This is a genomic window from Maledivibacter halophilus, from assembly GCF_900167445.1.
Classification (GTDB): Bacteria; Bacillota; Clostridia; order Peptostreptococcales; family Caminicellaceae; genus Maledivibacter; species Maledivibacter halophilus.
In genome coordinates this window covers 74,291-98,516 of record NZ_FUZT01000005.1, presented here as the reverse complement: position 1 = coordinate 98,516, position 24,226 = coordinate 74,291, and the positions used below count along the sequence as shown (strand labels likewise).

Genomic DNA, 24,226 nt, shown 5'->3' with positions numbered 1-24,226 from the left:
TGGGGAAATTTTATAAGGGGAGTTGCTTTTGCAAAAAAATGAAGATTTGTGAACAATCAAGAATTTGATGTTATAATAAATCAATTGGATTCTTGATTCATTCATAAGATATCTATTTTATATTTATAAGAAAGTGCATAAAAAAGTTGCATAAGCATAAAAAAGATGCGCAACTTTTTTATGCTTAATTTTATAATTTGCAACATATGAGGAGGCTAAGCATTATGAAAAATCTAAAAATCGGTCTAATATTTGCAGATTTGAAAACAAATAAATGTATAAAATCTACAGGGGTTGCAGCATTGTTCTGCAAAAGCGGTGAAATTATACCTTGCTTTGTTGTAGAATCAATTGAAAAAATCAACAGAGAGCTTTTAATTACTCTTGATGATAGAAATTATATGTTATTTAGCAGCAAATTGAATGATGATCAGTTGATAGTTGCTATGGTTGATATCACACCATTGGATAAAATGAGTTTAGAAAATGAAATAATGAAAAAAGCCATAGGATATGTACAGGATGCTGTTTATGCAATAGATAAAGACGGCAACGAAATTTTTCACAATAAAATAGAAAGATTTATTCCTGTTTATAAAGAAAAGCTTATAAGAGAAATGAAGCAGGTTTTTATTGATAAAGTTGAAATACCTAATTTATATAATGTTTACCTTAACAAAGAACATAAAGAAATACATATGCTATCGACTTTTGTTCCAGTAATAAATCAAAACGAGGTAAAGGCAGTACTTTTAATAAATAGATACCTCAATAGAGTTCTTGAAACTCTTACAAAAGCACAAAACTTGCAGTATAGAGAAAGCGTTTACAAAAGAAAAAAATTGCCTAATAATAATACAAGCTACACTTTTGATGATATCATAGGAGAAAGTTATATAATAAATGCCACCAAAGAAAGTGCTATACGTTCTTCAAAAAACAACGTTCCAATATTGATTCAAGGAGAAACCGGTACAGGAAAAGAACTTTTTGCACAAAGTATACATAATCACAGTGATAATGCAAAGGAGCCTTTTTTAGCAGTAAATTGTGCTACTATTCCAGAAACTTTGCTGGAAAGTATCTTGTTTGGAACTACTAAAGGAATCTATACTGGAGCGGAAAATAAGTGGGGATTAATGGAACAAGCTGGAGAAGGAACTTTATTTTTAGATGAAATAAACTCAATGAGTTCTGAACTTCAAGCTAAGCTTTTAAGGGCAATACAGGAAAGAAAAATAAGAAGACTTGGAGATAGTAAAGAAATGCCAATCAAATGTCGACTTATCAGTTCTACTAATCAACCACCTGAAAAATTAATTGATGAAGGAAAAATGAGAGAAGATTTTTTTTATAGAATAGCGGCATTTATTTTGGTCATTCCTCCACTTAGGGAACGGGGGAATGATATTATAGTAATTTCGAAACATTTTATCAATAAATTTAATCGTATCTATGGAAAGTTTGTAACTAAATTATCTCCTTCAGTAGAAAAAATGTTTTTGAATCATAAATGGCCAGGAAATATTCGAGAATTAGAATATGTCATAGAATCTTCATATAGTTTTATTGATGAAGGAACTACACTAACAGAAAACAACTTACCGGAACATTTTCGAAAAAAGATAAACCGAAGAAATTCAAGAATAAATACTATTCCAAATAGTTATGAAGAACTTATTGCTGAAGGAGGTATATTACCTGAAACTCTCAACGAATTTGAAAAAAAAATTATTGAAAAAGCTTTGATGAAAAATAAATTTAATATTACTAAAACTGCTAAAATGTTAGGAATAAAAAGACAAAATTTGCAGTCAAGAATGAAAAAGCTTAGCATTAAAAAAATTGTTACCTTTGATTATAAAAAAAATAAATAGGTTTTGGCACAAAATATGCATATTTTATATGCATATTCTTTATTTTCGCAATTATGAAAATAATATAGCAAATTGAAAGAGGAGGTTTTAAAGTGGATGTTCAATTTTTAACTATTGAAATAGAAGTAAACGGAACTAAAATTGTAAAAAATGTTACACCAAGCACAACTCTATTGGAACTTATAAGAAATGAGTTAAATTTAAAAGGAACAAAGCAAGGATGTGATAATGGAAATTGCGGTGCCTGTACGGTCCTTATGGACGGTAAACCTGTAAATTCATGTATTACACTGGCTGCCCAGGCAGATGGGAAAAAAATATTAACGATAGAAGGGTTATCTAAAGAAGGTTCATTAGACCCTATTCAGAAAGCTTTTGTTGATAAAGGTGCTGTTCAATGTGGATTTTGTACACCAGGGATGGTAATGTCTGCAAAGGGTTTATTGGACAAAACTTCTCACCCGGATGAACAAGAAATTAGAGAAGCTATATCAGGAAACTATTGTAGATGTACTGGATACACTAAAATTATTGAAGCAATAAAATATTGTTCAGAAAATATTAATGACATAAAAGAGAAAGAGGAATAGTAATGAGTAAAAATAATATTAACGTTTGTTCATATCCAAGGCATGAATCCATAAGAAAGGTTACTGGAAAGCCAGAATATACTGATGACTTGTATTTTCCCAACCTTGTTTACGGGAAAATTCTAAGATCTCCTTATGCAAATGCAAAGGTAAAAAGCATTAATATTGAAAAAGCTCAAAAAATACCAGGAGTTTTAGCAATTATAACAGCAGAAGATATCCCTGATAAATTGTTTAATTGTTCTGGAAATCCTCCTTCAGCACTACTTTTAAAAGATGAAAGAATACTAACAAATCGCCCTTTGTATGTAGGGGATAGAATTGCAGCAGTTGCAGCACTTAATGAGGAATTGTGTCAAAAAGCACTGGACAATATAGAAATTGAATATGAAATATTTAAACCAATTTTTAAAATTAGAGATGCTATTTTAGAAAATGCTGAGATTATACAACCGCATCTTTCAAGCACCAATATTGTTAAAACAATGGAGGTGAATACTGGAGATATAGATATTGGCTTTAAAGAGTCCGACTACATATTTGAAGGAGATTTTTTTACTCCTCAAATTCAAGTTACAGCAATGGAGCCTACTGGATGTGTATGCGACTACAATAATGAAAATAAATTGACGATATGGAGTACATCTCAAACGCCTTTTCAAGAGCGAAGAATTTTAAGTTATTTGCTTGAAATGCAGGAAAGCGACATAAGGATAGTAAAACCCCTTATGGGAGGTGGATTCGGAGCGAGACAACAGCTTCACAATCAGCATGTTGGAGCACTTCTTTCAAAGATTATAAGGCGTCCAGTTAAAATTATTAACTCCAGAGAAGAGGAAATGATTTCAACTGTAGCAAGACATGAAGTTCAGTGCAAAATAAAATTTGGAGTTATGAAAACAGGAAAGATTAATGCTTATCATGTAAAAGCTTATTTCAATACAGGTCCTTATACAACTCATGGGCCTACAGTTGTAGCTGCAGCTAGTAAAAAGGTTCAATATAATATTTCAAATTATAGATTTGATGGATATTGTGTTTTGACCAATTCTCCTGTAAGTGGAGCTGTGAGGGGATACGGGAATCCACAAATATCTTTTGGACGGGAGATAATGCTTGATAGAATTTCTAGAAAATTAGGTTTTGATCCAATTGAATTTAGGATGTTGAATCATATAAAAACCGGAGAAAAATTTCCAGGATGGACAGATCCAATTTTAAGTTGCGAAATCGATGACTGTGTATCGGGAGCACTAAAAATTAAAAAGATGATAGATTCTTCTGAAACTCAAACTAATGGCAGTGATATTGTAGAATCTTGGGGAATAGCCTTTGGATGTCATACATCAGGACCATCTTCAAAAGAAGGAATGAGTTCTTCAGCAATTATTGCAAACGATGATGGATCAGTAAACCTTCTGGTAGGTTCAGCAGATATTGGACAGGGAAGTGAAACCACGTTGAGTCAAGTGGTCGCAATGACATTGGGGATTGAAATTAAAGACATTAGAATTCAAGCAGCAGATACTTTAACAACCCCTTATGATACGGGAACATTCGGAAGTAGTCAGATGTTTGTTTGTGGTAATGCTGTGAAAAGATCAGCAGAGGACTTAATTGTAAAAATTAAAAATGGACTCAAAAATAAATTTGAAGTTGCAACTAAAGATATAGTCTTTGACAATGGAATATTTTTCATAAATTCTCCCAATGGACGTATTGAACGTGACTTTAAAAATGCTATTAAAGAAATTACTTTTGGTAAAAAAGGGAATGTTATAATTGCAAGTTCAAGTTATTCTGCAGAAGCAGCACCACCTCCTTTTTCAGTATGTTTTGCAAAGGTAGAAATAGATAAGCGAACAAATGAAATAAAAGTTAAGCATTTTATTCAAGCTGTGGATGTTGGAACTCCTATTAATCCAGTCATTGTTGAAGGCCAGGTAGAAGGAGGCATTCAAATGGGAATAGGGTACGCTCTTATGGAAAAAATTGAAATTGATAATGTAGTTAGGAAGCCTATATCAACTGATCTGCTGCATTACAAGGGTCCCCTTGCAGTTGATATGCCAAATACTTATGTATATATAGCCAACAGTTATGAACCTAAAGGTCCTCATGGTGCAAAAAGCGTTGGAGAACTTTCAACAGTAGCAGTAGCTCCAGCAATTGCAAATGCAATAAGCAATGCTACAGGGATTGAAATTGATCATCTACCTTTATCAAAAAAATTTACAATTTCAGGAACAAGAATGACTCAAGATGAATATTGCCAGGAGGGATCATATGCTTATAAATTCACAAATGAAATACTTAAGAGCAGAAAATATTAGTGATGCACTGAAAAAAAAAGAAAAATATTCGAAAGTTAAATTTCTCGCTGGAGGGACTGATCTAATTCCATTGATGAAGTATGGAGTAAAAAATCCAGAATATCTAATTGATATTTCAAAGCTAAGTGATCTGAATTATATATTATGTGACAATAAATATGTTTCAATAGGTGCTTTAACTAGACTTAATGATATAGCTAATAATACTTTTATTAAAGAAAGCGTTCCCTTTCTTTCCTACGCTGCGAAATGTGTAGCATCTCCACAGATAAGAAATATGGCAACGTTAGGAGGCAACATATTACAGGACAGAAGATGTATGTATTTTAATCAAACTGCTGACTGGAGAAGAAGCATAGATTCTTGTTTTAAGACAGGGGGTGAAATTTGCCATCAAGTAAAAAAATCTTCTGTATGCAAAGCAATTTATTATTCTGATATTGCGCCAGTATTATTGGCACTTAATGCCACTGCTACTATAATTGAAAAGGGAGTCGAAAAGGAAATTTCAGTTGAAGAATTAATTTTAAAACATTCAATCAAGAATGGAACTGTAAAAAATACAGATATGCTGGTTAAAAGTTTTAAATTTAAGTACTATGCAGATTCTTATAATAAATTTTATAAATATAGTGTTCGCCAATCCATTGATTTTCCCACAATGAATATTGCAATTTTCTTTAATCCCTATGAGAAAGAAAATAATGACCAGCATCTTAGAATATTTATTGGAGCAGTAAGTTCATATCCTATTGAGCTTAAAGAAACTGAAAACTCAATAGTAAATTATTTATGTGAATCAAATTGCAATGTAGATATTAATGAGATATGCCAAAATGCAATTGCTGAAATAAACAAAAAATGTGGGATTGTAAGAGAAACAGGTATTTCTTTGAAAGCCAAGAAAACAACTTTCAATAATATTGAAATTGCAATTAAAGATTTTATACAATTTTGGAAATTAAATGTTAAATGATTGATTATTATGATTATCATTTAATTTCCAAAAAAAACTAACATCTAGGAGGTTTAATCTATGAAAGGTGAAAAGGGAAATGCCAACGTAAAACGCCACAATATCCGGTGGGAAGTTTTTATTCCAGGCTATATTGTAATAGGTGGAGCGGCGATTTTAGGAATTGTCAATAAAGATGTTCTTACAAAAAGTGTAATGGATTTCTTCTTTTGGTCTCTTAGAAATTTTGGATGGCTATTCCAATGGACCGTAATGATATCTTTTGTTTTTACAGCCATCATGATGTTTTCAAAATATGGAAATATTCGTCTTGGTGGGAAGAATGCGAAACCCAAATTTAAATTTGCCACATGGTTTGCAATGACTTTAACCGGTGGTGTAGCTACTGGAATTGTAACTTGGGGGGTAAATGAACCGCTTATATATTATGGAAATGTATGGGGTGAACTTGACACATTGGGAATTCAAGCAAATACTTCGCAAGCAGCAATTTTTGCAATAGCAAGAAGTTTTTATAACTGGACTTTTATACCTTATGCAATTTATGCTTTTTGCGGGTTGTTAGTTGCATACATCTATTTTAATAAACGTGAGAGATTGGCTGTTACTTCTACATTAAAGCCTCTCTTTGGTGAAAAAGTTACTAAAGGTTGGTTCTCTGGAATTATTGATATGTTATCTATGCTTGGTCTGGCTATTGGAATAACTACAGGGCTTACTATGTGTATAACACTAGTTATGACTGGTTTGAAAGAAGCTTATAATGTCAAAAATAGTCTTTCATTGTTTATCATAATAGGAATTTTTATCATATGTATGTTTACTTTTTCTTCATACTTAGGACTTGAAAAAGGTCTTGCAAAGCTAAGTAGCCTTAATGCATGGTTTTATTATTTTCTGCTTGCCTTGCTTTTGATAACTGGTCCTACAATATATATAATGAGAATTGGTACTGCAGGTCTTGCCGAATGGCTTCAAAACTTCTTCCGCTGGGGCCTTGACCCTATAGATATAGGAGGTGAAGCCTTAACTATGTCCTGGACACTTTATGACTGGGCCTTCTGGGTTGGATTTGCACCAGTTACTGGTATATTCTTGGCTATGATATCTTATGGCAGGACAATAAGAGAGTATATGATTGTAAACTGGATTCTTCCATCTGTATTTGGAATGATTTGGTTTTCAATTTGGGGTGGAAGTGCCATTCATATGCAAATAACTGGAGCTGTGGATTTGATTCAAGTTATTAATGATGGTGGTGCAGTTGCTGCACTTTGGACATTTCTAGGAAACCTTCCTTTTGGAATAGGGAAAATTATTGTGCCATTTAATATGCTTGTAATACTTGTAACATTCATTACTGCTGCAGATGCTACTTTAACAAATATAGGCTCCATGTGTGTAAAGGACGTTCCAATAGGTACAGAACCTCCTGGATTAATTAAAATCGTATGGGGAGTTGCACTTGGCGTTGTAGCTATTGTTATGGCAGCCTTTGGCGGAGGAGTGCAAGGGGTTGACGGTGTAAAAGCACTGGCAGCTGCCAGCGGATTTGTTGTTCTGTTTATTTTTGCAATTCAACTGGTATCTTTTTTCAAATGCTGGTTTATGGATCGTATTATAACAGAGCCAGACGAAGAACTACCTAATGAAAGAGCAAGCGAGAAAAAATCTGATTCAGATGTTGCGAATATTTAGCAGCTGAAACAGAATAATAACTGCAAAAAAATATATAAATTATTGGGAGGAAAATAATTATGAAATTTGTGCTTAATAGCAATAATTTAACAATTGAACAAGCATATAAAATCGCAACAAGCCGTGACATAAAAATAGAAATAGCAGAGGAAGCAATTGAACAACTGGAAAAAACTAGAGAATTAGTATTTAGATTAGCTGACAAAGGAGTGCCGATTTATGGGTTTACAACAGGTGTAGGCTGGAACAAAGACAAGCAGATATTTGAAGATTACTTTGAGGAGTATAATAGAAATCTAATTTATGCACATTGCCTTGCAGTTGATCCAATACTTTCAGAAGAAAAAGTAAGAGCTGTAATGCTTGCACGACTTAATGCTCTTTTAAGTGCTCGTACAGGAATTCAGATTAAAATTGTTGAAATGTATAGAGATTTTCTCAATCATGGAATACATCCGGTTATTCCTGCTAGAGGAAGTGTCGGAGCTGCAGATATAACAAATTTATCCCATATTGGCTTAGCGATGATTGGAGAAGGAGATGTTTTTCATAATGGAAATCGTATTCCTGCCATTGAAGCTTTGAAAAAAGAAGGGTTTACACCAATCATTTTAGGGCCTAAAGATGGTCTTGCTATTGTTTCTTCAAATGCTCTTGCTGCAGGAACTGGTGCTTTAGTATTAGAAAAAGCAAAAAATCTTTTAGAAGTTGCTAATGCCGTATATGCATTATCTGTAGAAGGTCTAGATGGAAACATAACTCCAATCCGTCCAGAACCTAATGAAGCAAGAAAAATGAAATCTCAAATAAGATGTGCTGATGCTATTAGAAAACTTTTAGAAGGGAGTTATTTACAGGATAAGGGTATTACTAAAACAGTACAAGATCCTCTCAGCTTTAGGGGAGCTCATGCTATTAATGCAACAATACTCGATTCATTAAACTATGTTTGTGAATTATTGACTACACAATTAAATTCATCAGATGACAATCCTTGTGTTGTACTTGAAAAAGAAGAAATCATATCATGTAGCAATTTTGAAGTAGCAAACTGGGTATTGGGATTTGAAATGTTGGGACAAGCTGTGGCTCACGTTGCTCGTAGTGCCTGTCATAGAACTATAAAGCTTTGTAATCCTCATTTTACTAAGCTTCCTAGATTTCTTAGCCCTGATGAAGGAAAAGTTCAAGCATACCAAACAATACAAAAAACTTTCACATCTCTTGATGGAGAAATTCGACACTTGATGAATCCTGCATCCACTGATTACTATTCACTTTCAGGTGATATGGAAGATCATGCAACAAATGCTCCATATGTTGTGGAAAAGACAGAAAAGATTATTGATGATGCTTTTTACATATTAGGACTTGAAGCAATGCATGCTGCTCAAGCGGTAGACCTTAGAAAAGTAGATAAAATGGGTGTAGGATCAAAATGTTTATATGATGCTATTCGATCTAGAATACCATTTTTAGAACATGATAGACCTCTGACTCCAGATATTAAAGCAGCGTATGAAGTAGTTTGTAATCAAGATTTTATTGACAAATTGAAATTAATTACAGGCGGTTTTTAAAATTTTAAATTATATAGAACAAATTAAGGATAAATCACCGGTCATAATGGGCAGGTGATTTATCTTTTTGTTTTAATCTTATTTTCAGGGAGTGGATAGGTTATACTTAATTAGACAATAAAAACTCGGACATGATATAATAAATAAAATTAATTTAGAGGTTTAATCATGTCTAATAGATCTAAAAGATACAAAGAAGAATTTAAAAAGCAGATAGTAGGATTGATAAATAATGGGAAAAATTTGGCTGAAATAGTAAAAGAATATAATATAGCTAGATCTACTGTACATAAGTGGGTTTGTGACTATACTACATCAGGATCCTTTAAAACTAAAGATAACAGAACTGATAATGAAAATGAATTAGTAAAGCTAAGAAAAGAAAACCAGAGACTAAAAATGATATCTTAAAGCAGGCGGCACTGATAATGGGACGAAAATAGCTATCATAAAGGATAATAAACATAAGTACAGTATCAGCGCCATGTGTAAAATTTTAAAATTAAATAGGAGCCTTGTATACTATACACCTAAAGAATATAGAATATTAATGTCCGACAAAAAAGTGTCTTAAAAAGGGTTGACAATCCAGATTATTCAGAATATGAACCACAAAAATATAATTGTATTGCTATTGCCTATGGTGTTTAATCTACATAACTACAACAAAAAAATTCTGTGTAGATTTAGAATGAATCAATTATCTAGAGGAGGAAGAGGATGAACAGATTAAAATTAGTTTTACCTAAACCAGAGTATAAAGAAAAACTTATGGATTATAAAAGAGAATTTATTGAAAGCGGAGACAGCATGGATGGTACTGGGGGTTTGAGAAATGCTGAAACTTTTGAAGAATGGTATAGTGCTTTTTGCGATAATTTAAAAGAAGAAACTGTAAGAGACGGTTTAGTTCCCGCAACTACATATCTGGCTATTTCTATTGATGACGGTTGTTTAATTGGTATGGTTGATATTAGACATAAGTTAAATGATTATTTGCTTAATTTCGGTGGACATATAGGTTATAGTGTCAGAAAATCAGAGAGACAACAAGGATATGCAACTGAAATGTTATCATTAGCTTTAATTGAATGTGTAAAATTAAATATTAAAAAAGTTTTAGTTACTTGCGATAAAGATAATGTTGCATCGGCAAAGACTATAATAAATAATGGTGCGGAATTGGAAAATGAAATACTAGAAGAAAACCGAATTACACAAAGATATTGGATAACTTTGGATTAAGGTTATGAACATAAGCTATAGATAGGCTAATTCTCACTGTTCTTAAAACATCACATAAAACAGAGCCAAAAGGAAATAATGAACGAGAAACTAGATAAAGACAATGAGCTTAGTAAATTTTAATTAAATGATAAATTTAGGCTCTGTTTAAGGAAGTTGTTAAAAATAATATGAATCTTATAAAGTTGTTTTGGAATTGTAGAATATTACGTAACAAAGATTATTTATATAATAGGAGGTAAAATAATGCTTGAAGTTGTATTTAGTGATAGTACGAAAGGTTCTATGAAAGTAGCAAAATACTATAATGAAAAAAGTATGCTTGGTGGAGCTATCGGATATATTGGAAAAAAGCCATCCAAAGCTGAATTAAAGAAACACTTTGAAGGTCAGGCTGTTGGAGGAGATTCACAAGATGTAGTTTATATAGGATTTGCATTGGATATTGGTGATATATCCGGTGAATTTGATGGCATTGAGCGTCAAAATGTTTTCCAAAAAGCATGGGGGCGATTTTATTTTGACAATAATGAAAAGGAACAGCTTTTTTATAATCAACGTAAAGATATGGAAAAACTCTTGTCTGCTGCAATCAACGGCACTCCAATACGAATTTGGAAGAGCAACATTCCTTATTCGACTTGCGGATTTTACTTCATTTGCAATGTATTAAAAAATATTGATTGTGAAATAAGCGTTGTTTCATTACCAGAGTATAAGCAAGTATCTGAGAATGAAATTGTTATTTATAGCGACTGGGGACAAATAGAGCCAGGAAAATTTTATCAATTTTTGCCTTCGGAAAGACAATTATCTCAATCTGAAAAACGAATGTTTAGCAGCCGTTGGATTGGCTTGGTAAGGGAAAATGCCCCATTAAGAGCTGTTGTAAACGGAAAGTTGATTTCTGTTCCCGAAGATTTTTATGATTACATTATTACAAAAAATATTCCTGACTATGATTTTCTTATGGCTCGTTTTATTGGTAAGATTATGGGAGATTACGATTTAGGTGTTAGTGATAGGTGGTATGCTTTGCGTATAGAGAAGATGATTGAGGAAAAGAAACTAATTATTGTTGAGAATAAGGATATATCACATCCTTATGGCAAAATTTTGAGGAAAGTAACGGTATGAACAAAATGAGCATAATCTTTTAGCAGATTACCTCGCAATATTCTTAGTTAACGTAGACTGGGGAAACTCGGTCTATACTTTTTTATAGAAGAATAGATTAATGGAAGGTTAGAATAGAGTTCAATTTTATCCTTTTATAGGCAGGTTTACATATATGACATTATTAAGTAAAATACTACCAAAACATGATATAATAAGTAAAAAATATTTTATGTATAGGAGAGTATTACCGACATAGGCGTAGTCGGTAACCCCTAAGTTAGGTGCCATAGTCGCTATCGGAGGGAATTTCTTTAGTGTCTTAATAATATGAGGAGATTGTTATACTAGAGGTAAACTGATTATCAGATAAAATTTGAAAGTTTTACTAGGACAATCAAACAAGCAAAAATTTATCCATGATGAATAAGGAATATTTTCTACTGTTGAGACTTAAGTACTATGGGATAAGAATAGAAAATAGTAATAGTAATGAATAATTTTAGGGGGACAGTAATGAAACGATTATTTAAAAGTTTTACATTCTACTTTATGTTGTTCAGTATTCTACTAATATATAATCAATACATTGGTTATGACTCGAAAAATATAATTCTTATTAGTTTTAATGTTATTTTAAATAATTTATTTAAGATTGATAGTTTTAGAGAGATTATTAATTCTGGACCGACTATTAAAACAAACACATTATTTGGTGAAACATCGGTATATTTATATATTTGCCACTTTATAACTTTCATAATCTACGGTTTATTTCTGGATTTTATAAAGAGATTATTATTAAAAACGATGATTGAGGATTTACCAGATAAAGACAAATAGGTATATGCTTGAAATGTTAATGCTGAGATGTTAGAGATTTTAATAGGTTGATGAAGCTCATAGTATTAATTTGTTATTTATTTAAGAGGCAAGTCCAGTTTATACAAGATATTTCTTAAGGGTCGCGACTACAGCACCTAACAAAGCATTTGAGTAAGGGTGCACGGAGGCACATATTTGGGGTAGTACAGGTACACCATATCTCTTCATCGGGAGCAAAGCTCCACCAAGAAGAATGGCTCTGTGTGTCCGATTTAGAGACGTCGCAAATGTAAACCGTTATCAGAGATTTTCCCATTACTTCAAAGCGTTACTTTTGGGTTTATTGTAACAGAAAGAGCATTACTAAAAATATTAACTGTAATGATGCGATAGTTTAATTTTAATACATATAAAGTGAGGGATAGAATATGCATAATCTTATAAATGCTTTTCCATTATATAACTTTTTAAAATACTGTAATACCATTTCTCTTGAAAAGGTTATTCTTGATTGTGGTGCTGGAGGGTCTAATCCACCACTTTCATTATTTTATGAGTTTGGATATGAAACTTATGGAATTGAAATATGTGAAGAACAATTGGAAAAGGCAAATTTATTCTGTAATTCATGTAATATGGACTTAAACATTATTAAGGGTGATATGAAAAAGATTCCTTTTATTAATGAGTTTTTTAGTTTTTTGTTTTCTTATAATACATCTGTTCATATGAGAAAAGAAGGCTTTTCACAAGCTTTATTAGAATTTTATAGAGTATTAAAACATGGCGGGTTGTGTTATATAAATTTCTTAAGTGAAGATTGTGATACATATGGAAAAGGTGTTCAAGTAGGCGACGGAGAATTTAAACAAATTGAAGATAATCAAGAAGTCTTTTATTGTCATTATAAAGACAATGAAGTTGAACAAAATTTTTATGGATTTGAAATTATTTATAAGGAAAAGCGAATAATTCAAAGAAAAATTGATGAGAGAGAATATACATCTGCATATTTAGATTATATACTGGTAAAAAAGTAATGCCTATACATATTAATAATATTTATAATTAAAAAACAAGATAATAAATAAAAAATAAAAAATAAGAAATAGGGGAAATACTACGTATCTGATAGGGCAACGTCTGATAACCCTGTATTTGCACAAGGGTGTTCAGGGAGGGGATTCCTGTTGGGTGGGGATGACCTTCACACCACACCTTCTCGCTAACCGGTCAGTCGTAGCATTAGGCGTAATTATTTAATGCACCGACTGTCGTGACGCGCTTAGGTTGAGGAATGTGTGGAGGGCTTTTACCCTAGAGGAATACCCTGCCCTGAACGAACGGCGAACACATTTTTATCTGATGACTTTTTGATTTACTCAGTTTTCCTCAACCATTATATTTCTTTTCTTTATTTCAAATATGTTCATAGATATATAAAATAACACAATAGCCATAAATAATGTTGTTATCGACGTGAGATAATTACTATCTATGGCAACAGTAAATACATAAAAACAAGCATTAACCATTGAGTGAAGTAATATACATAACCAAATACTTCTTGTCTTACAGTAAAGAGGAGTCATGATAAATGATGTAGCCATACAACTTATGGCAAAAGTTATAAACTCAAAATTTTGCTGTGGAGCGCCTACAACAAGCCACATTGGAAGATGCCAAATAGCCCAAACGCCACCAATTAATAAAGTGCTAAGAGTAGGTGAAAACTTTTCTAAAAGCTTTGGTAACAAATAGCCTCTCCATCCTATTTCTTCAATTCCTCCACCTATAATCATTACAGGTACCAGCCAAATTAATGAATAAATAGGCTTACGAAATAGTAATAGATCTCCCTCTCCTCCTATTGTTCTGTAAACTATGTATGCTGTAATCCACAAAATAATCGGAGTACAAATTGTGTATACATACATAGGAACACTTTGTTTCATGTTTATAATACTTCTCATAAATAATTTTAATTCATTCTTTTGACCACCGTATCTTTTAATTGTAAAGTATGCTGCAATAGCTGGAGAATATCCTGCCACACCATATATTAACATAAAAATAGGAGTTCCAAAAACTAATATACCCAATTGTGTTACAAGTATAGAGATAGAATATGATATTGTACATATTGCAATTAAGAATATATAAAAAAATCTCAATTCTTTCTTCATATACTAGCTCCTTCCTAATATTTAATCGATATTTTTTTAACTCTATTTCAATTCAATCTAGAAACTCTTATCAAAAAGACCCATTAGTATTGCCCTAACTACCTATCAAAAAAGTTTTATATAACGTTCCAGCAGTTCGCGATCGTGTCTTGTCCATATTTCACTTTTAATAGCATCTTCATTAATTATCCAATCTCTCGTAATACCTTATCCTCATGAAGGCATATCCCTAACTGGCGTTTAGATGAAGTTTTCAGCGGATATGCTAATTTTGTATTTTGTATTAAATACACTCCTCAGTCATTTTCTTACTCATTAATGCATTTTCTAATTCTATTCCCCTAATTTGAACACTTTTACGCTTAACAATATTAAATCCGAACTTTTCGAAGAAGGCTTGTGCAGCTAAACTAACATCCGACGTTAACTCCAATATTTTTTTTCTCTTAGCTTCTTCTATAATATGACTCATTAGTAGCTTTCCAATTCCTCTTCCAGAATAACCACCACGTATAAAAAAATGATCTATATAACCATTATCTTGTAAATCTGCGTATCCCAGTATCATATCTTTATCAACTATTACATATGGATTAATTCTTTGAATCTTTTCTTTCCATTTTTCAGAATTCATGTTATCAGGTGCCCATGATTCTAATTGTATTTCACTATAAAAACTTTTTGCATTCTTTCTAATTGATGATACGAAGATATCCATCAGTTGAGACTCTTCTCCATGACAGTATTTTCTTATTTCCACTATAAACCCTCATTTCTATATTATTTACTATTTCTACAATGTAGCTGAAAATTTCATCTAACGGGTCGTGTTCGAGATGCTTTCCAGCTCTATAGGAAGTCGCTTATGGCTGTGAGCCCCTTAAACTTCTCCTTCCGTATGCCACTTATTTTGCCATATATAATGATTGCGAGCCAAACTTACTTCGTGTTATGCTTATAATGCAGGATTGATATGTTTAGCTTTTTCATCTTTCCATTGATTTAACAACTTTTTCATTTTTTTCTGCTCTTAATGACAAAAAACGGTTTATCAAGATATTTTTTATTTAAATCCATTATAATACGTTTACGTGTTTTAGAAAAACTCCATAGACTTTTACATAATTGAAAAAATCCCATATCCAATTTTTCCTCAAGATATTGTGGCATATCTGAACGCTTTTTGCCGCATCTTATAAATATGCTAACCAAACATACAAAACGGTTTATATCAAGAAATATAACTATGTCCGCTGCTTTAAATCGCAACTCCATTGTGTCAGTATGATTGCCATCAATAATCCATTTTTCCTTTGATATAAGTTCTGTTTGCTTCTTTATCCATTCTTCTTTGGGTGGCTTTTCCCAGTTAGGACGCCAAAACTCCACATCAAGATGAACGAGTGGCAAATCGGTTATAACAGATAATTCTTTAGATAAAAAACTTTTTCCGCTACCATTATTACCAACAATAGATTGAAAGGTACCAGGTACCTTTAACAGATAATGGAGGTAAGTAATATGGCTCATAGAAAAAATACAAAAATAAAAACAAAATATAAATCTATTGAAGAGTGTATAAATAGTTGTGGAGAGATGAAAGAAGATACGTTTTGGGGGAAATGGCATTTTCTTAAAGAAATTGTTGGTAAAATGAATGAGAATGGGTCATTTAAACTAAGCACTCGTGAAAGATATGGTACTGCTCATGAGTTTGTAGGAAATGTAAAGCAGCAACATGATGGCATCTATCTAGTAGGTGATATTAGAGTAAAACATAGCTATGAAATTATGTTTCATGTTGCCAATGTTATTTTGAACATTTTAGGATTTTGGTTATTTAGTCAAATTCAATCAGATGAAGAAGGCTATGTTTTAATGAAATTACTCGGTATTTATGCAATTGGTTTAGGTTGGTTTCATGTATGGTACCTATACAAATCAGATACACTATATAAACATCTTTTAAGACGGTTTGCATCTAAGCATTAAATGTCAAAGTAAAGACAAGGAACAGGAATTGGGTGGTACCTGGTACCTTTCTTTTAAGGAAAATGCTTGTAATCATCAGAAAATATTTGCTATAATCCTATCAAGAGGTGATGGAATTGGAATGGATAAAAGCACTGAAGGAATCCATTTATTATATGGAAAAGCATCTGATTTCAGACTGTAGACTGGAGAATGTGGCCCATCACGTCAATATTTCCCCTTTTTACTTTCAAAAAGCATTTAAGCTTATAACGGGTTATACCATAGGAGAATATGTAAGGAATCGGCGTTTGTATCTTGCAGCACTTGATTTAGTTAAGACAGAAAAAAAGGTCATTGAACTAGCTTATCGGTATGGATATGATACCCCAGAAAGTTTTACTAAGGCATTTAGCCGTTTTCATGGGTTGTCTCCAATGCAAATAAAAAAGGAACCTTATAAAATTAAGCCATTTTATCCTTTGCAAATAAGCATATCTGTAAAAGGTGGAGAGCAGATGGAATATAGCATTGAGTCCATGGAGGCTTTTGAGGTAGCTGGTATTGGGCGTATGTTTCCCTATGAAGAAGCTTTTAATCAAATACCTTTATTTTGGCAACAATGGAAAAATAAATGGTGTTTCAGGAAAGAAGCTGACCGATGGAATATGGGGAAATATGGTGTAAGTATTGCTGAAGGATTTGACAGTAAAAATTTTTACTATCTCATTGCAGGAGACTTTAAAGAAAATCTTATTCAAGAAGGATTGAAGGTTATTAAGATTCCGGCTTTTACTTGGGCAAAATTTCGTTGTATAGGTCCAATGCCAGAAACTTTACAATCGTTAAATGCTAGAATTTATAATCAGTGGCTTCCGGAAAATGAGGATTATGAAATCGCTTCAGGATACAACATAGAGATTTATGAAAAAGGAGATATTCAAGATTTAAATTACAAAAGTGAAATTTGGATTCCAGTAAAGAAACGAACTGAAAAATAAGCTAAAATAAAAGGACAAATAAAAGCTGAAAATGACAGGATAGGATACCTTTTGTGGTATAGAATAGACCTACAAAAAAGAAAGGAATGATTCTATGGAAATACAACATGTATCTTATCTTAAATTAGAAGGAAGTTACGAAGAAATTGGAAGGCAGGTGGCAAGAAAGACAAAAAATCGAAGTGTAGCTCTGCCGTCACCAAAATATTTTACCAAGACTGAATTAGAAGAAGCAATGGAGCTTTATAAAACTTATTGTCCAGGTCTTATTGAAGAGCTAGAGGGATACGGAAAGGCATGCAATATTCCCTTAAGTGACATTGCTTATACTTGGATGACATACCTAATCCCTCGCTGTTCTGGTCTTATTATTGAAGGAAGTCTTATGAAGGATGGACATACGAGACTTATAAGAAATTATGAGTTTAGTATAGAAGATGAGGATCTTATGCTATGCGAAACAAGAGTAAAAGGCAAGTACGCACATATTGGAGGAAGCGTTGCACTCTTTGGAAGAACGGAAGGTATTAATGAATGTGGTCTTGCCGTATCAATGTCCTCTTGTGGATTTCCTGTAAGCAATTTGGAAGGTATGCGTCCTCCAAAAATAAAAGGACTCCAGTTCTGGGCTGTCATAAGAAGTCTCCTTGAAAACTGTAAGGACGTGGAAGAGGCCATGAAGCTAGTGGAAAAGATGCCCATTGCCTACAATATCAATCTCTATTTAGCAGATGCTAAGGGGAATGGAAGTATTGTAGAGACGATGGATGGGGAATTTTCTTTTGAAAGGATTTCTTCTGAGAGTGAGAAAAAGTATTTATGGGGAACCAACCATATTGTTATTCCTTCTTTTCAGAAATTTGAACCTTTTGCAATGAGAAATTCTTTGGTTCGCTTCCATACGTTAGAACGTTTTATGGAAGGAAAAGAAAGTCTGGAAGAGGATCAGATTAAAAAGCTTTTCTTAACTAAGTATCCTGAGGGAATGACCACCTATTATTACCATGAATGGTTTGGAACCATTAAATCCGTAGTCATGGATACAATTAATCGTTCTTACCAAATTTGTTGGTTTGGACAAGAAGATAATGGGTGGGAAGAATATCGGATAGGAACAACCTTTAAGGATCAGACCTTGGAAAAGCGATATGAAAGAGAATCTGCGGATCCAAGGTTTTTTGATAGGGTCAATTTATAAACAATCACATACTAGAACTATATTATAACAAGCAGGTCAAAATTTTGACCTGCTAATTTTATGGAAAGTAAACTTGACATTATTGAGATAGTGTATTATCATTTAACTATGGAAAGCATACTTTCCATAGGAAGGAGTGTGCTTGTGAAAAATCGGTTAGGTGAAATACGGAAACAGCGAGGCATAAAGCAAGAAGAGTTGGCAGTGGCACTTGAAGTCTCAAGGCAAACAATTGGCTCACTTGAAAATGGAAGATATAATCCATCAATTATATTGGCATTTAAAATTGCAAGATATTTTAATATGAGTATTGAAGAAATCTTTATCTATGAGGAGGAATCAAAATGAAAAATAAAAGTTCATCATACTTTTTGGTATTTTTAGGTGCATTATTATTTGTGATAGGTTTGTTTCTTATAAAAACTACTGTAGAACCACAAGGGATAATGAAAGCATTGCCCTATGTTTTTATCGGCCTCGGTTGTGGTATTTTTGGTCAAAGAATGGGAAATATTATCAGTCGAAAAGTAATGAAAAATAATCCTGATATCGTTAAACAATTAGAAATTAATAAAAAGGATGAACGGAATATTGCCATTAGTAATCTTGCGAAAGCAAAAGCCTACGATAGTATGATATTTATTTTTGGAGCTTTAATGCTTTCCTTTGCTTTAATGGGAGTTGATACAATGGCTATTCTTCTTTTAGTTGCAGCCTATCTTTTCGTTATCGTGTATGGACTTTATTATCTTTATAAATATAATAAAGAGATGTAGATGAAAGAACCTTATTTACAATGATGCAAAGTATTATAGCGATAAAGATACAATAACAGTAATTAAGCATTTGTTTAATAGTTTATAGGGCTAGTTACATCGATGTTTATAATGAGATTGATAAGTTAAATATTTTAATGTAGTTATTTGAAGAGTAAAATAATAATTTAGAGATAGGGGTATGGCTTAGGCTCTACTTTTTTAAGTTAAAACTTTAGTTAGCGTAGACCAGGAAACCTAGTCCTAATTTTTTGTAGAAGAATAATTTATCGGTGGATTATAAATAGAGTTAAATTCTATCTTTATTATATGAGATTTGACAGATATAATATCTTTAAGTAAAATATTACCAGAATGTTATATAATATAAAAAGTCTATTTCATATATAGTAGAGTATTGATGACATAAAGTAGTCGCCAATGCCAACGTTATAAGACATCCCCCACTAGATTATTAAAAGGAAGAGGTGAAGTTTATGAGTTTATGGGGTTCTAAATTGAGTTGGATACTATTAATAATAGCGATAATTGGAGATTTTGTTGTTGCATATGTTTTAGCTTTTTTTAATCCTGGCTATAGTAATACAAAACAAGTTATGAGTGTTCTTGGAAACCCTAAAAGTCCAGTAGCTTTATTTTATAATGTTTGGTTAATCATTCTAGGAATTTTAATATGTATATCGGCAGTAAATTTTTATATTGTGTATTCTGGGGTATCAAAAAATTATGCAAGTGCAGGATTAATAATATTATTTATTTTTGGAATAGGTGCAGGAATAATATCCGGGATATTTAGTGTCAATGAAGGTAAAGAGATTGAAACAATAACATCCAAAATTCATGGAATTGGAGCAGGTTTAGGTTTTCTAGGTTTAACTTTCATTCCTTTAGTAGTTGGTTTAATATCCTTTAAAGAATATGACAGCATTATTGGCATAGTTTCAATTGCGTTTTTCATATTAAGTATAGTTCTTTTTGTACTCTTTATTATGTCTGAAAAAGAAGCTTTTCAGAATTCTATAATTGGTTTTAGTGGACTTTGGCAACGATTGTTGTTGGCAAGTATGTATATGCCATTATTATTGATTGCATTGAAACATATATAAACATAAAGTTATAATTAACATATATAGTTAATGGCTATTGGTAACTTCCGTGGGGAACGTCAAAAATTCGGGCGGTACCCGGTACCTTTCAATACAACATGATTGCATCTGAAATTGAGATATAACTATATAGCAAAGATATAATTTACCCTTAAAATTAAGGGCTTTTCAAGGGTAAATTAATTATGCACTCAAAACCCTACTCGTTAGACTCAAGCAAAACATCTGTATTTAGTATTTTGAAAATTAAGTGAATTGAGGAGATGAGAAAAAGGATGGTTAATGAGAAATTACTCAATGATTTACTTAATAAAATGGTTGACAATAAAAGGATTTTTAGTGCTGTTTTGTGCGTTGAAAATGGTGACAGGAGTTTCTCTTGGACTGGGGCAGTTGGTAATATGCAAAAGGATAGCAGATTCTTTATTGCAAGTGTCACTAAACTTTATGTTACAGCAGTAGTGATGCAACTTATTGAGGAGAATCGTATAGAACTAAATGATAAAATCTCTAAGTATTTACCTGATTACTTTTGTGAAGGACTTCATGTTTTAAAGGGTGTGGATTATTCTAATGAGATTACTATTGTTCATTTAATTTGTAATGCATCGGGTTTACCTGACTATTTCTTTCATAAGCAAGCTAATGGTAGAACTGTTTCTGATGAACTAATGGATGGTAATGATGAAGCCTGGCATTTGGATAAAACAATTGGATTAATAAAGAATCTTAGACCTGATTTTAAGCCAGGGGCTAAAGGGAAAGCAGCGTATTCTGATTCGAACTACCAACTCCTGGGTAGAATCATAGAAAATGTGACAGGGAAAAATATCGGTGAAGTTTTTCATGACTATATATTTTCTAAATTGAATTTATCTAATACCTATGCATATAGTGATATCGATGATAATTCACCTGTACCTTTCTACTATAAATCCCAACAATTATGGCTACCTCAATACATAGCATCAGTAACGGTGGAAGGGGGCATTGTTTCAACAGTTGATGAGGTAATGATCTTTTTAAAAGAATTTTTCAATGGGCGTTTCTTCCCAAAGGAAAGAATCAATGATTTAAAGCAGTGGAATTTAATTCTGCCACCGCCAGGACTGTTTTACTTTGGAATAGGTTTAGAAAAATTATGGACACCAAGAATCGTGTCACCATTTAAACCAATTAAAGAAATAGTAGGTTTTTGGGGACAAACGGGTTCTTTTGCTTTTTATAATGCTCAAACAGATCTATACTTCTGTGGTACCACTAATCAGATAAACGGAAAAGGACATAGGTTAGCGGGTAATGCGATGATGAAAATAATCAAATCTGTATTGTAAGTGTTAGTGTCAAGGAAAAACTGGTTCTTTCCAAAGTTAGTTGACATAGTAAAAAAACTATTATATGGGATAGTTATATTATTTTATTTGGGAGGAAATGAAGTGGATGAGCTAGTAAAATCATTAGATAAGAATTTAGAATATATAAATTATAAAATAAAAGATGAAACTATATATATTTACGTAAAATCAAACAGAGTCAAGTGCTAAATAAAACTAAAATTAGAAAGGTTTGTATAGATGACTTTGCAATTAAAAAAGAATCTTAAATTAATATAAATTAATATATAGATATGTTACTAAGAAGATTAATAAAAAGAAAAGAGGATGATTTCAAGAATTTAGAAAGAAAACTATCTGAGAGATTTTAGAAAAATTCGTGAAATTGACGGGACGTCAGTTCAGCGACCTGAGGCATGGATGCCTTAGGCAATGAGTTAGAAGCTAGAAGCTTTCAAGATTAAGTTTTTTCTAAATTCTTGTTGGACTGAACGTTCTTTTTATTAATTTTCAGATTTTAGTTATTTTAAATAGTGGCTGTTTGTCTACCGATCTGATTGTTTTATTCTATCATCTATTAATATGGCATAGATATAGGAAGGTGCCTGTAAGTGTTGTAGGGGTACTGTATTTTCTAATGCTACAAAAGCCAAAGCTTTTTCTATTTCATTTTTACTAATACTTCTATTTGTTCTATCAAGCACTATACTATTATTTATTATTTGATATTTGAATTGATAAATAGGATAATTCTTCAAGCTGCTTTATAAATTTAGATTCGGCCTGTACCTTTAATACAATATTTAAGCTTTAAAGTTTTGTCTATAAATTTAACCGCAATATAGTAGGACACTTTGGTAATTATTTTTACTGGAATTGTATTGACAATTCGTTGAGAATACAATATAATTTATTGGATATTAATAATTAGAACTTAAACTTTGCCACCGGGTAAAGAGTTTAAGGTGTTCTGAAACATTCCATTAGGTCTTAGAAGGAATGTTGTCGGAACGCCTTTTTTTATTTTGAAAGGAGAGGTATAAAATGGAAAATTCTTTATTAAGAAACTTTGCAAAGTATGTCAGTTTAAATATACTGGGTATGATTGGTCTTTCTTTTTACATTTTGGCCGACACATATTTTGTCTCAAAAGCATTAGGCTTAACGGGAATTGCAGCACTAAATCTTTCTATATCGATCTATAGTGTGATTCATGGAATGGGTCTAATGATTGGAATCGGAGGAGCTACTAGATTCAGTATATTAAAATCCCAGAATAAAGATAAAAAAGCCAGTGTAGTGTTTTCTTCAGCTATCAAGTTAGGCGTTATGATAGGAGTGATATTTGTTATCATAGGTTTATTCGAAGCAAAACATTTAGCTTTAGCTCTAGGGGCTGATACATTGACACTACCCCTTACAAAAACATATTTGACAACAATACTTTCTTTCGCACCGTTTTTTATTTTAAATAATGTAGTTCTTGCTTTTGTTCGTAACGATAACAATCCAAATTTATCAATGATTGCGATGTTGGTAGGAAGCTTTTCAAATGTTGTTTTAGACTATGTGTTTATGTTCCCTCTTGGAATGGGAATGTTTGGGGCTGCTTTTGCAACAGGTCTTGCTCCGATAATCAGTATCTGTATATTATTATTTCATTTTGTTAATAAGAAAAATGTATTTGCTTTCTTGAAAAGTAAGCTGCAATGGGATTTTATTCCAGATATATTTAGATTAGGTTTATCTGCATTTATTATCGAGATTTCATCTGCAGTTGTTCTGATAACATTTAATTTGGTTATTTTGGGAATTGAGGGGAACTTAGGGGTAGCTGCTTATGGAATAGTTGCCAATTTAACTCTTGTAGGAATAGCTGTGTTTACTGGATTAGCTCAGGGAATACAACCTCTTACCAGTAAATATTATGGATTGAGAAAATATCACATGGTAAGAAAAGTACGTAAATATGCTTTATTGATATCTGGAGTAATAGCAACAATAATATATATGTGTGTCATATTATATTCCGACAGCATAATTCACATATTTAACAGTGACAATAATATAGGTATTGCTCGAATTGCAGAAACTGGTTTAAAAATTTACTTTATAGGATTTTTCTTTGTCGGGATTAATATAGTAACAGCTATGTTTTTTAGTGCCACAGAAAACGCAAGGGATGCATTCTTCATTACAATTGCAAGAGGACTTGTGATAATTGTTCCCATGGTACTTGTATTAAGTAAAATTTTAGATATGACTGGTGTTTGGTTAGCATTTGTGTTTACTGAACTCTTTGTAACAATTCTTGCAATATACTTGACAAAGAAAAGAAGAAAACTCTCACTAAGTAAGCAAACAGCTTAACTGTATTTTGGATTCATTGGTTTAGGTGCATATAGCTTTAGAGA

The 24,226-nt window shown here is 32.2% G+C and carries 22 protein-coding genes and 1 pseudogene; 19 read left to right on the top strand and 4 right to left on the bottom strand.

Annotated features, from left to right (window positions below; all coding sequences use genetic code 11):
* The first annotated feature begins 224 nt into the window (after positions 1-224).
* The 10 genes and pseudogenes from B5X81_RS10775 (at position 225) to B5X81_RS10725 (ending at position 13,280) form a co-directional block, all read left to right on the top strand.
* Positions 225-1,877 (top strand): sigma-54 interaction domain-containing protein, encoded by a 1,653-nt coding sequence (locus B5X81_RS10775; RefSeq protein WP_170917375.1) that lies wholly within the window; start codon positions 225-227, stop codon positions 1,875-1,877.
* Positions 1,878-1,969: 92 nt separating this feature from the next.
* Positions 1,970-2,467: a (2Fe-2S)-binding protein gene (locus tag B5X81_RS10770; protein WP_079491669.1), complete on the top strand. Its 498-nt coding sequence runs from the start codon at positions 1,970-1,972 to the stop codon at positions 2,465-2,467.
* Positions 2,468-2,469: 2 nt separating this feature from the next.
* Positions 2,470-4,800 carry a xanthine dehydrogenase family protein molybdopterin-binding subunit gene (locus B5X81_RS10765; RefSeq protein ID WP_079491667.1) on the top strand — a complete coding sequence of 777 codons (2,331 nt, stop codon included), beginning with the start codon at positions 2,470-2,472 and terminating at the stop codon, positions 4,798-4,800.
* Positions 4,754-5,776: an FAD binding domain-containing protein gene (locus tag B5X81_RS10760; protein WP_170917374.1), complete on the top strand. Its 1,023-nt coding sequence runs from the start codon at positions 4,754-4,756 to the stop codon at positions 5,774-5,776. Before B5X81_RS10765 ends, B5X81_RS10760 begins: the two co-directional genes overlap by 47 nt.
* A gap of 60 nt (positions 5,777-5,836) precedes the next feature.
* Positions 5,837-7,474 (top strand): BCCT family transporter, encoded by a 1,638-nt coding sequence (locus tag B5X81_RS10755; RefSeq protein WP_079491664.1) that lies wholly within the window; start codon positions 5,837-5,839, stop codon positions 7,472-7,474.
* 59 nt (positions 7,475-7,533) lie between these two features.
* Entirely contained in the window at positions 7,534-9,054 is a 1,521-nt protein-coding gene (locus tag B5X81_RS10750; RefSeq protein WP_079491663.1) for an HAL/PAL/TAL family ammonia-lyase, read from the top strand.
* Positions 9,055-9,222: 168 nt separating this feature from the next.
* A pseudogene (locus tag B5X81_RS28100) lies at positions 9,223-9,601 on the top strand (transposase); the annotation flags it as partial.
* A 173-nt stretch (positions 9,602-9,774) separates the two neighbouring features.
* Entirely contained in the window at positions 9,775-10,299 is a 525-nt protein-coding gene (locus B5X81_RS10740; protein WP_079491660.1) for a GNAT family N-acetyltransferase, read from the top strand.
* 246 nt (positions 10,300-10,545) lie between these two features.
* Positions 10,546-11,436 (top strand): DUF3658 domain-containing protein, encoded by an 891-nt coding sequence (locus tag B5X81_RS10735; RefSeq protein ID WP_079491658.1) that lies wholly within the window; start codon positions 10,546-10,548, stop codon positions 11,434-11,436.
* Between the two features lie 1,232 nt (positions 11,437-12,668).
* Complete coding sequence (locus B5X81_RS10725) at positions 12,669-13,280, top strand: class I SAM-dependent methyltransferase (RefSeq protein ID WP_079491655.1); 612 nt, start codon at positions 12,669-12,671, stop codon at positions 13,278-13,280.
* Between the two features lie 342 nt (positions 13,281-13,622).
* On the opposite strand, the gene B5X81_RS10720 is transcribed toward B5X81_RS10725, so the two are convergent.
* The 3 genes from B5X81_RS10720 to B5X81_RS10710 form a co-directional block, all read right to left on the bottom strand.
* Positions 13,623-14,426, bottom strand: a complete 804-nt coding sequence (locus tag B5X81_RS10720) for a CPBP family intramembrane glutamic endopeptidase (protein WP_079491653.1) — start codon at positions 14,424-14,426, stop codon at positions 13,623-13,625.
* A gap of 283 nt (positions 14,427-14,709) precedes the next feature.
* Positions 14,710-15,186 carry a GNAT family N-acetyltransferase gene (locus tag B5X81_RS10715; protein ID WP_079491652.1) on the bottom strand — a complete coding sequence of 159 codons (477 nt, stop codon included), beginning with the start codon at positions 15,184-15,186 and terminating at the stop codon, positions 14,710-14,712.
* 254 nt (positions 15,187-15,440) lie between these two features.
* The gene (locus tag B5X81_RS10710; protein ID WP_139380301.1) at positions 15,441-15,956 is read right to left on the bottom strand and encodes a P-loop NTPase family protein; all 516 of its coding nucleotides are present in this window, start codon (positions 15,954-15,956) and stop codon (positions 15,441-15,443) included.
* Here B5X81_RS10710 and B5X81_RS10705 point away from each other — a divergent pair.
* The 8 genes from B5X81_RS10705 (at position 15,948) to B5X81_RS27815 (ending at position 22,022) form a co-directional block, all read left to right on the top strand.
* Positions 15,948-16,418: a hypothetical protein gene (locus tag B5X81_RS10705; RefSeq protein WP_079491649.1), complete on the top strand. Its 471-nt coding sequence runs from the start codon at positions 15,948-15,950 to the stop codon at positions 16,416-16,418. The two genes, B5X81_RS10710 and B5X81_RS10705, sit on opposite strands and share 9 nt — an antisense overlap.
* A 116-nt stretch (positions 16,419-16,534) precedes the next feature.
* Positions 16,535-17,398 carry an AraC family transcriptional regulator gene (locus B5X81_RS10700; protein ID WP_079491647.1) on the top strand — a complete coding sequence of 288 codons (864 nt, stop codon included), beginning with the start codon at positions 16,535-16,537 and terminating at the stop codon, positions 17,396-17,398.
* Between the two features lie 94 nt (positions 17,399-17,492).
* Positions 17,493-18,596, top strand: coding sequence for a C45 family autoproteolytic acyltransferase/hydolase (locus B5X81_RS10695; protein WP_079491646.1), 1,104 nt, complete (start codon positions 17,493-17,495; stop codon positions 18,594-18,596).
* Between the two features lie 144 nt (positions 18,597-18,740).
* Entirely contained in the window at positions 18,741-18,944 is a 204-nt protein-coding gene (locus B5X81_RS10690; RefSeq protein ID WP_079492025.1) for a helix-turn-helix transcriptional regulator, read from the top strand.
* The gene (locus B5X81_RS10685) at positions 18,941-19,372 is read left to right on the top strand and encodes a DUF6442 family protein (RefSeq protein WP_079491644.1); all 432 of its coding nucleotides are present in this window, start codon (positions 18,941-18,943) and stop codon (positions 19,370-19,372) included. The genes B5X81_RS10690 and B5X81_RS10685 overlap by 4 nt, the downstream gene beginning before the upstream one ends.
* Before the next feature lie 476 nt (positions 19,373-19,848).
* Complete coding sequence (locus B5X81_RS10680) at positions 19,849-20,478, top strand: DUF998 domain-containing protein (protein WP_079491643.1); 630 nt, start codon at positions 19,849-19,851, stop codon at positions 20,476-20,478.
* Between the two features lie 275 nt (positions 20,479-20,753).
* Entirely contained in the window at positions 20,754-21,812 is a 1,059-nt protein-coding gene (locus B5X81_RS10675; RefSeq protein ID WP_079491641.1) for a serine hydrolase domain-containing protein, read from the top strand.
* 6 nt (positions 21,813-21,818) lie between these two features.
* Positions 21,819-22,022, top strand: a complete 204-nt coding sequence (locus B5X81_RS27815) for a hypothetical protein (protein WP_139380300.1) — start codon at positions 21,819-21,821, stop codon at positions 22,020-22,022.
* 335 nt (positions 22,023-22,357) lie between these two features.
* Here the strand turns inward: B5X81_RS27815 and B5X81_RS27810 are convergent, their stop codons facing one another.
* On the bottom strand, positions 22,358-22,570 hold the full coding sequence (locus tag B5X81_RS27810; protein ID WP_079491640.1) for a hypothetical protein: 213 nt from the start codon (positions 22,568-22,570) through the stop codon (positions 22,358-22,360).
* A 286-nt stretch (positions 22,571-22,856) separates the two neighbouring features.
* Between B5X81_RS27810 and B5X81_RS10665 the strand changes: the two genes are divergently transcribed.
* Complete coding sequence (locus B5X81_RS10665) at positions 22,857-24,182, top strand: MATE family efflux transporter (protein ID WP_079491638.1); 1,326 nt, start codon at positions 22,857-22,859, stop codon at positions 24,180-24,182.
* Positions 24,183-24,226 lie beyond the last annotated feature (44 nt).

Coding starts and splice junctions, on each gene's coding strand:
- B5X81_RS10775 (WP_170917375.1), top strand. CDS start 225: ATGAAAAATCTAAAAATCGGTCTAATATTTGCAGATTTGAAAACAAAT.
- B5X81_RS10765 (WP_079491667.1), top strand. CDS start 2,470: ATGAGTAAAAATAATATTAACGTTTGTTCATATCCAAGGCATGAATCC.
- B5X81_RS10760 (WP_170917374.1), top strand. CDS start 4,754: ATGCTTATAAATTCACAAATGAAATACTTAAGAGCAGAAAATATTAGT.
- B5X81_RS10755 (WP_079491664.1), top strand. CDS start 5,837: ATGAAAGGTGAAAAGGGAAATGCCAACGTAAAACGCCACAATATCCGG.
- B5X81_RS10750 (WP_079491663.1), top strand. CDS start 7,534: ATGAAATTTGTGCTTAATAGCAATAATTTAACAATTGAACAAGCATAT.
- B5X81_RS10740 (WP_079491660.1), top strand. CDS start 9,775: ATGAACAGATTAAAATTAGTTTTACCTAAACCAGAGTATAAAGAAAAA.
- B5X81_RS10735 (WP_079491658.1), top strand. CDS start 10,546: ATGCTTGAAGTTGTATTTAGTGATAGTACGAAAGGTTCTATGAAAGTA.
- B5X81_RS10725 (WP_079491655.1), top strand. CDS start 12,669: ATGCATAATCTTATAAATGCTTTTCCATTATATAACTTTTTAAAATAC.
- B5X81_RS10720 (WP_079491653.1), bottom strand. CDS start 14,426: ATGAAGAAAGAATTGAGATTTTTTTATATATTCTTAATTGCAATATGT.
- B5X81_RS10705 (WP_079491649.1), top strand. CDS start 15,948: ATGGCTCATAGAAAAAATACAAAAATAAAAACAAAATATAAATCTATT.
- B5X81_RS10710 (WP_139380301.1), bottom strand. CDS start 15,956: ATGAGCCATATTACTTACCTCCATTATCTGTTAAAGGTACCTGGTACC.
- B5X81_RS10695 (WP_079491646.1), top strand. CDS start 17,493: ATGGAAATACAACATGTATCTTATCTTAAATTAGAAGGAAGTTACGAA.
- B5X81_RS10685 (WP_079491644.1), top strand. CDS start 18,941: ATGAAAAATAAAAGTTCATCATACTTTTTGGTATTTTTAGGTGCATTA.
- B5X81_RS10680 (WP_079491643.1), top strand. CDS start 19,849: ATGAGTTTATGGGGTTCTAAATTGAGTTGGATACTATTAATAATAGCG.
- B5X81_RS10675 (WP_079491641.1), top strand. CDS start 20,754: ATGGTTAATGAGAAATTACTCAATGATTTACTTAATAAAATGGTTGAC.
- B5X81_RS10665 (WP_079491638.1), top strand. CDS start 22,857: ATGGAAAATTCTTTATTAAGAAACTTTGCAAAGTATGTCAGTTTAAAT.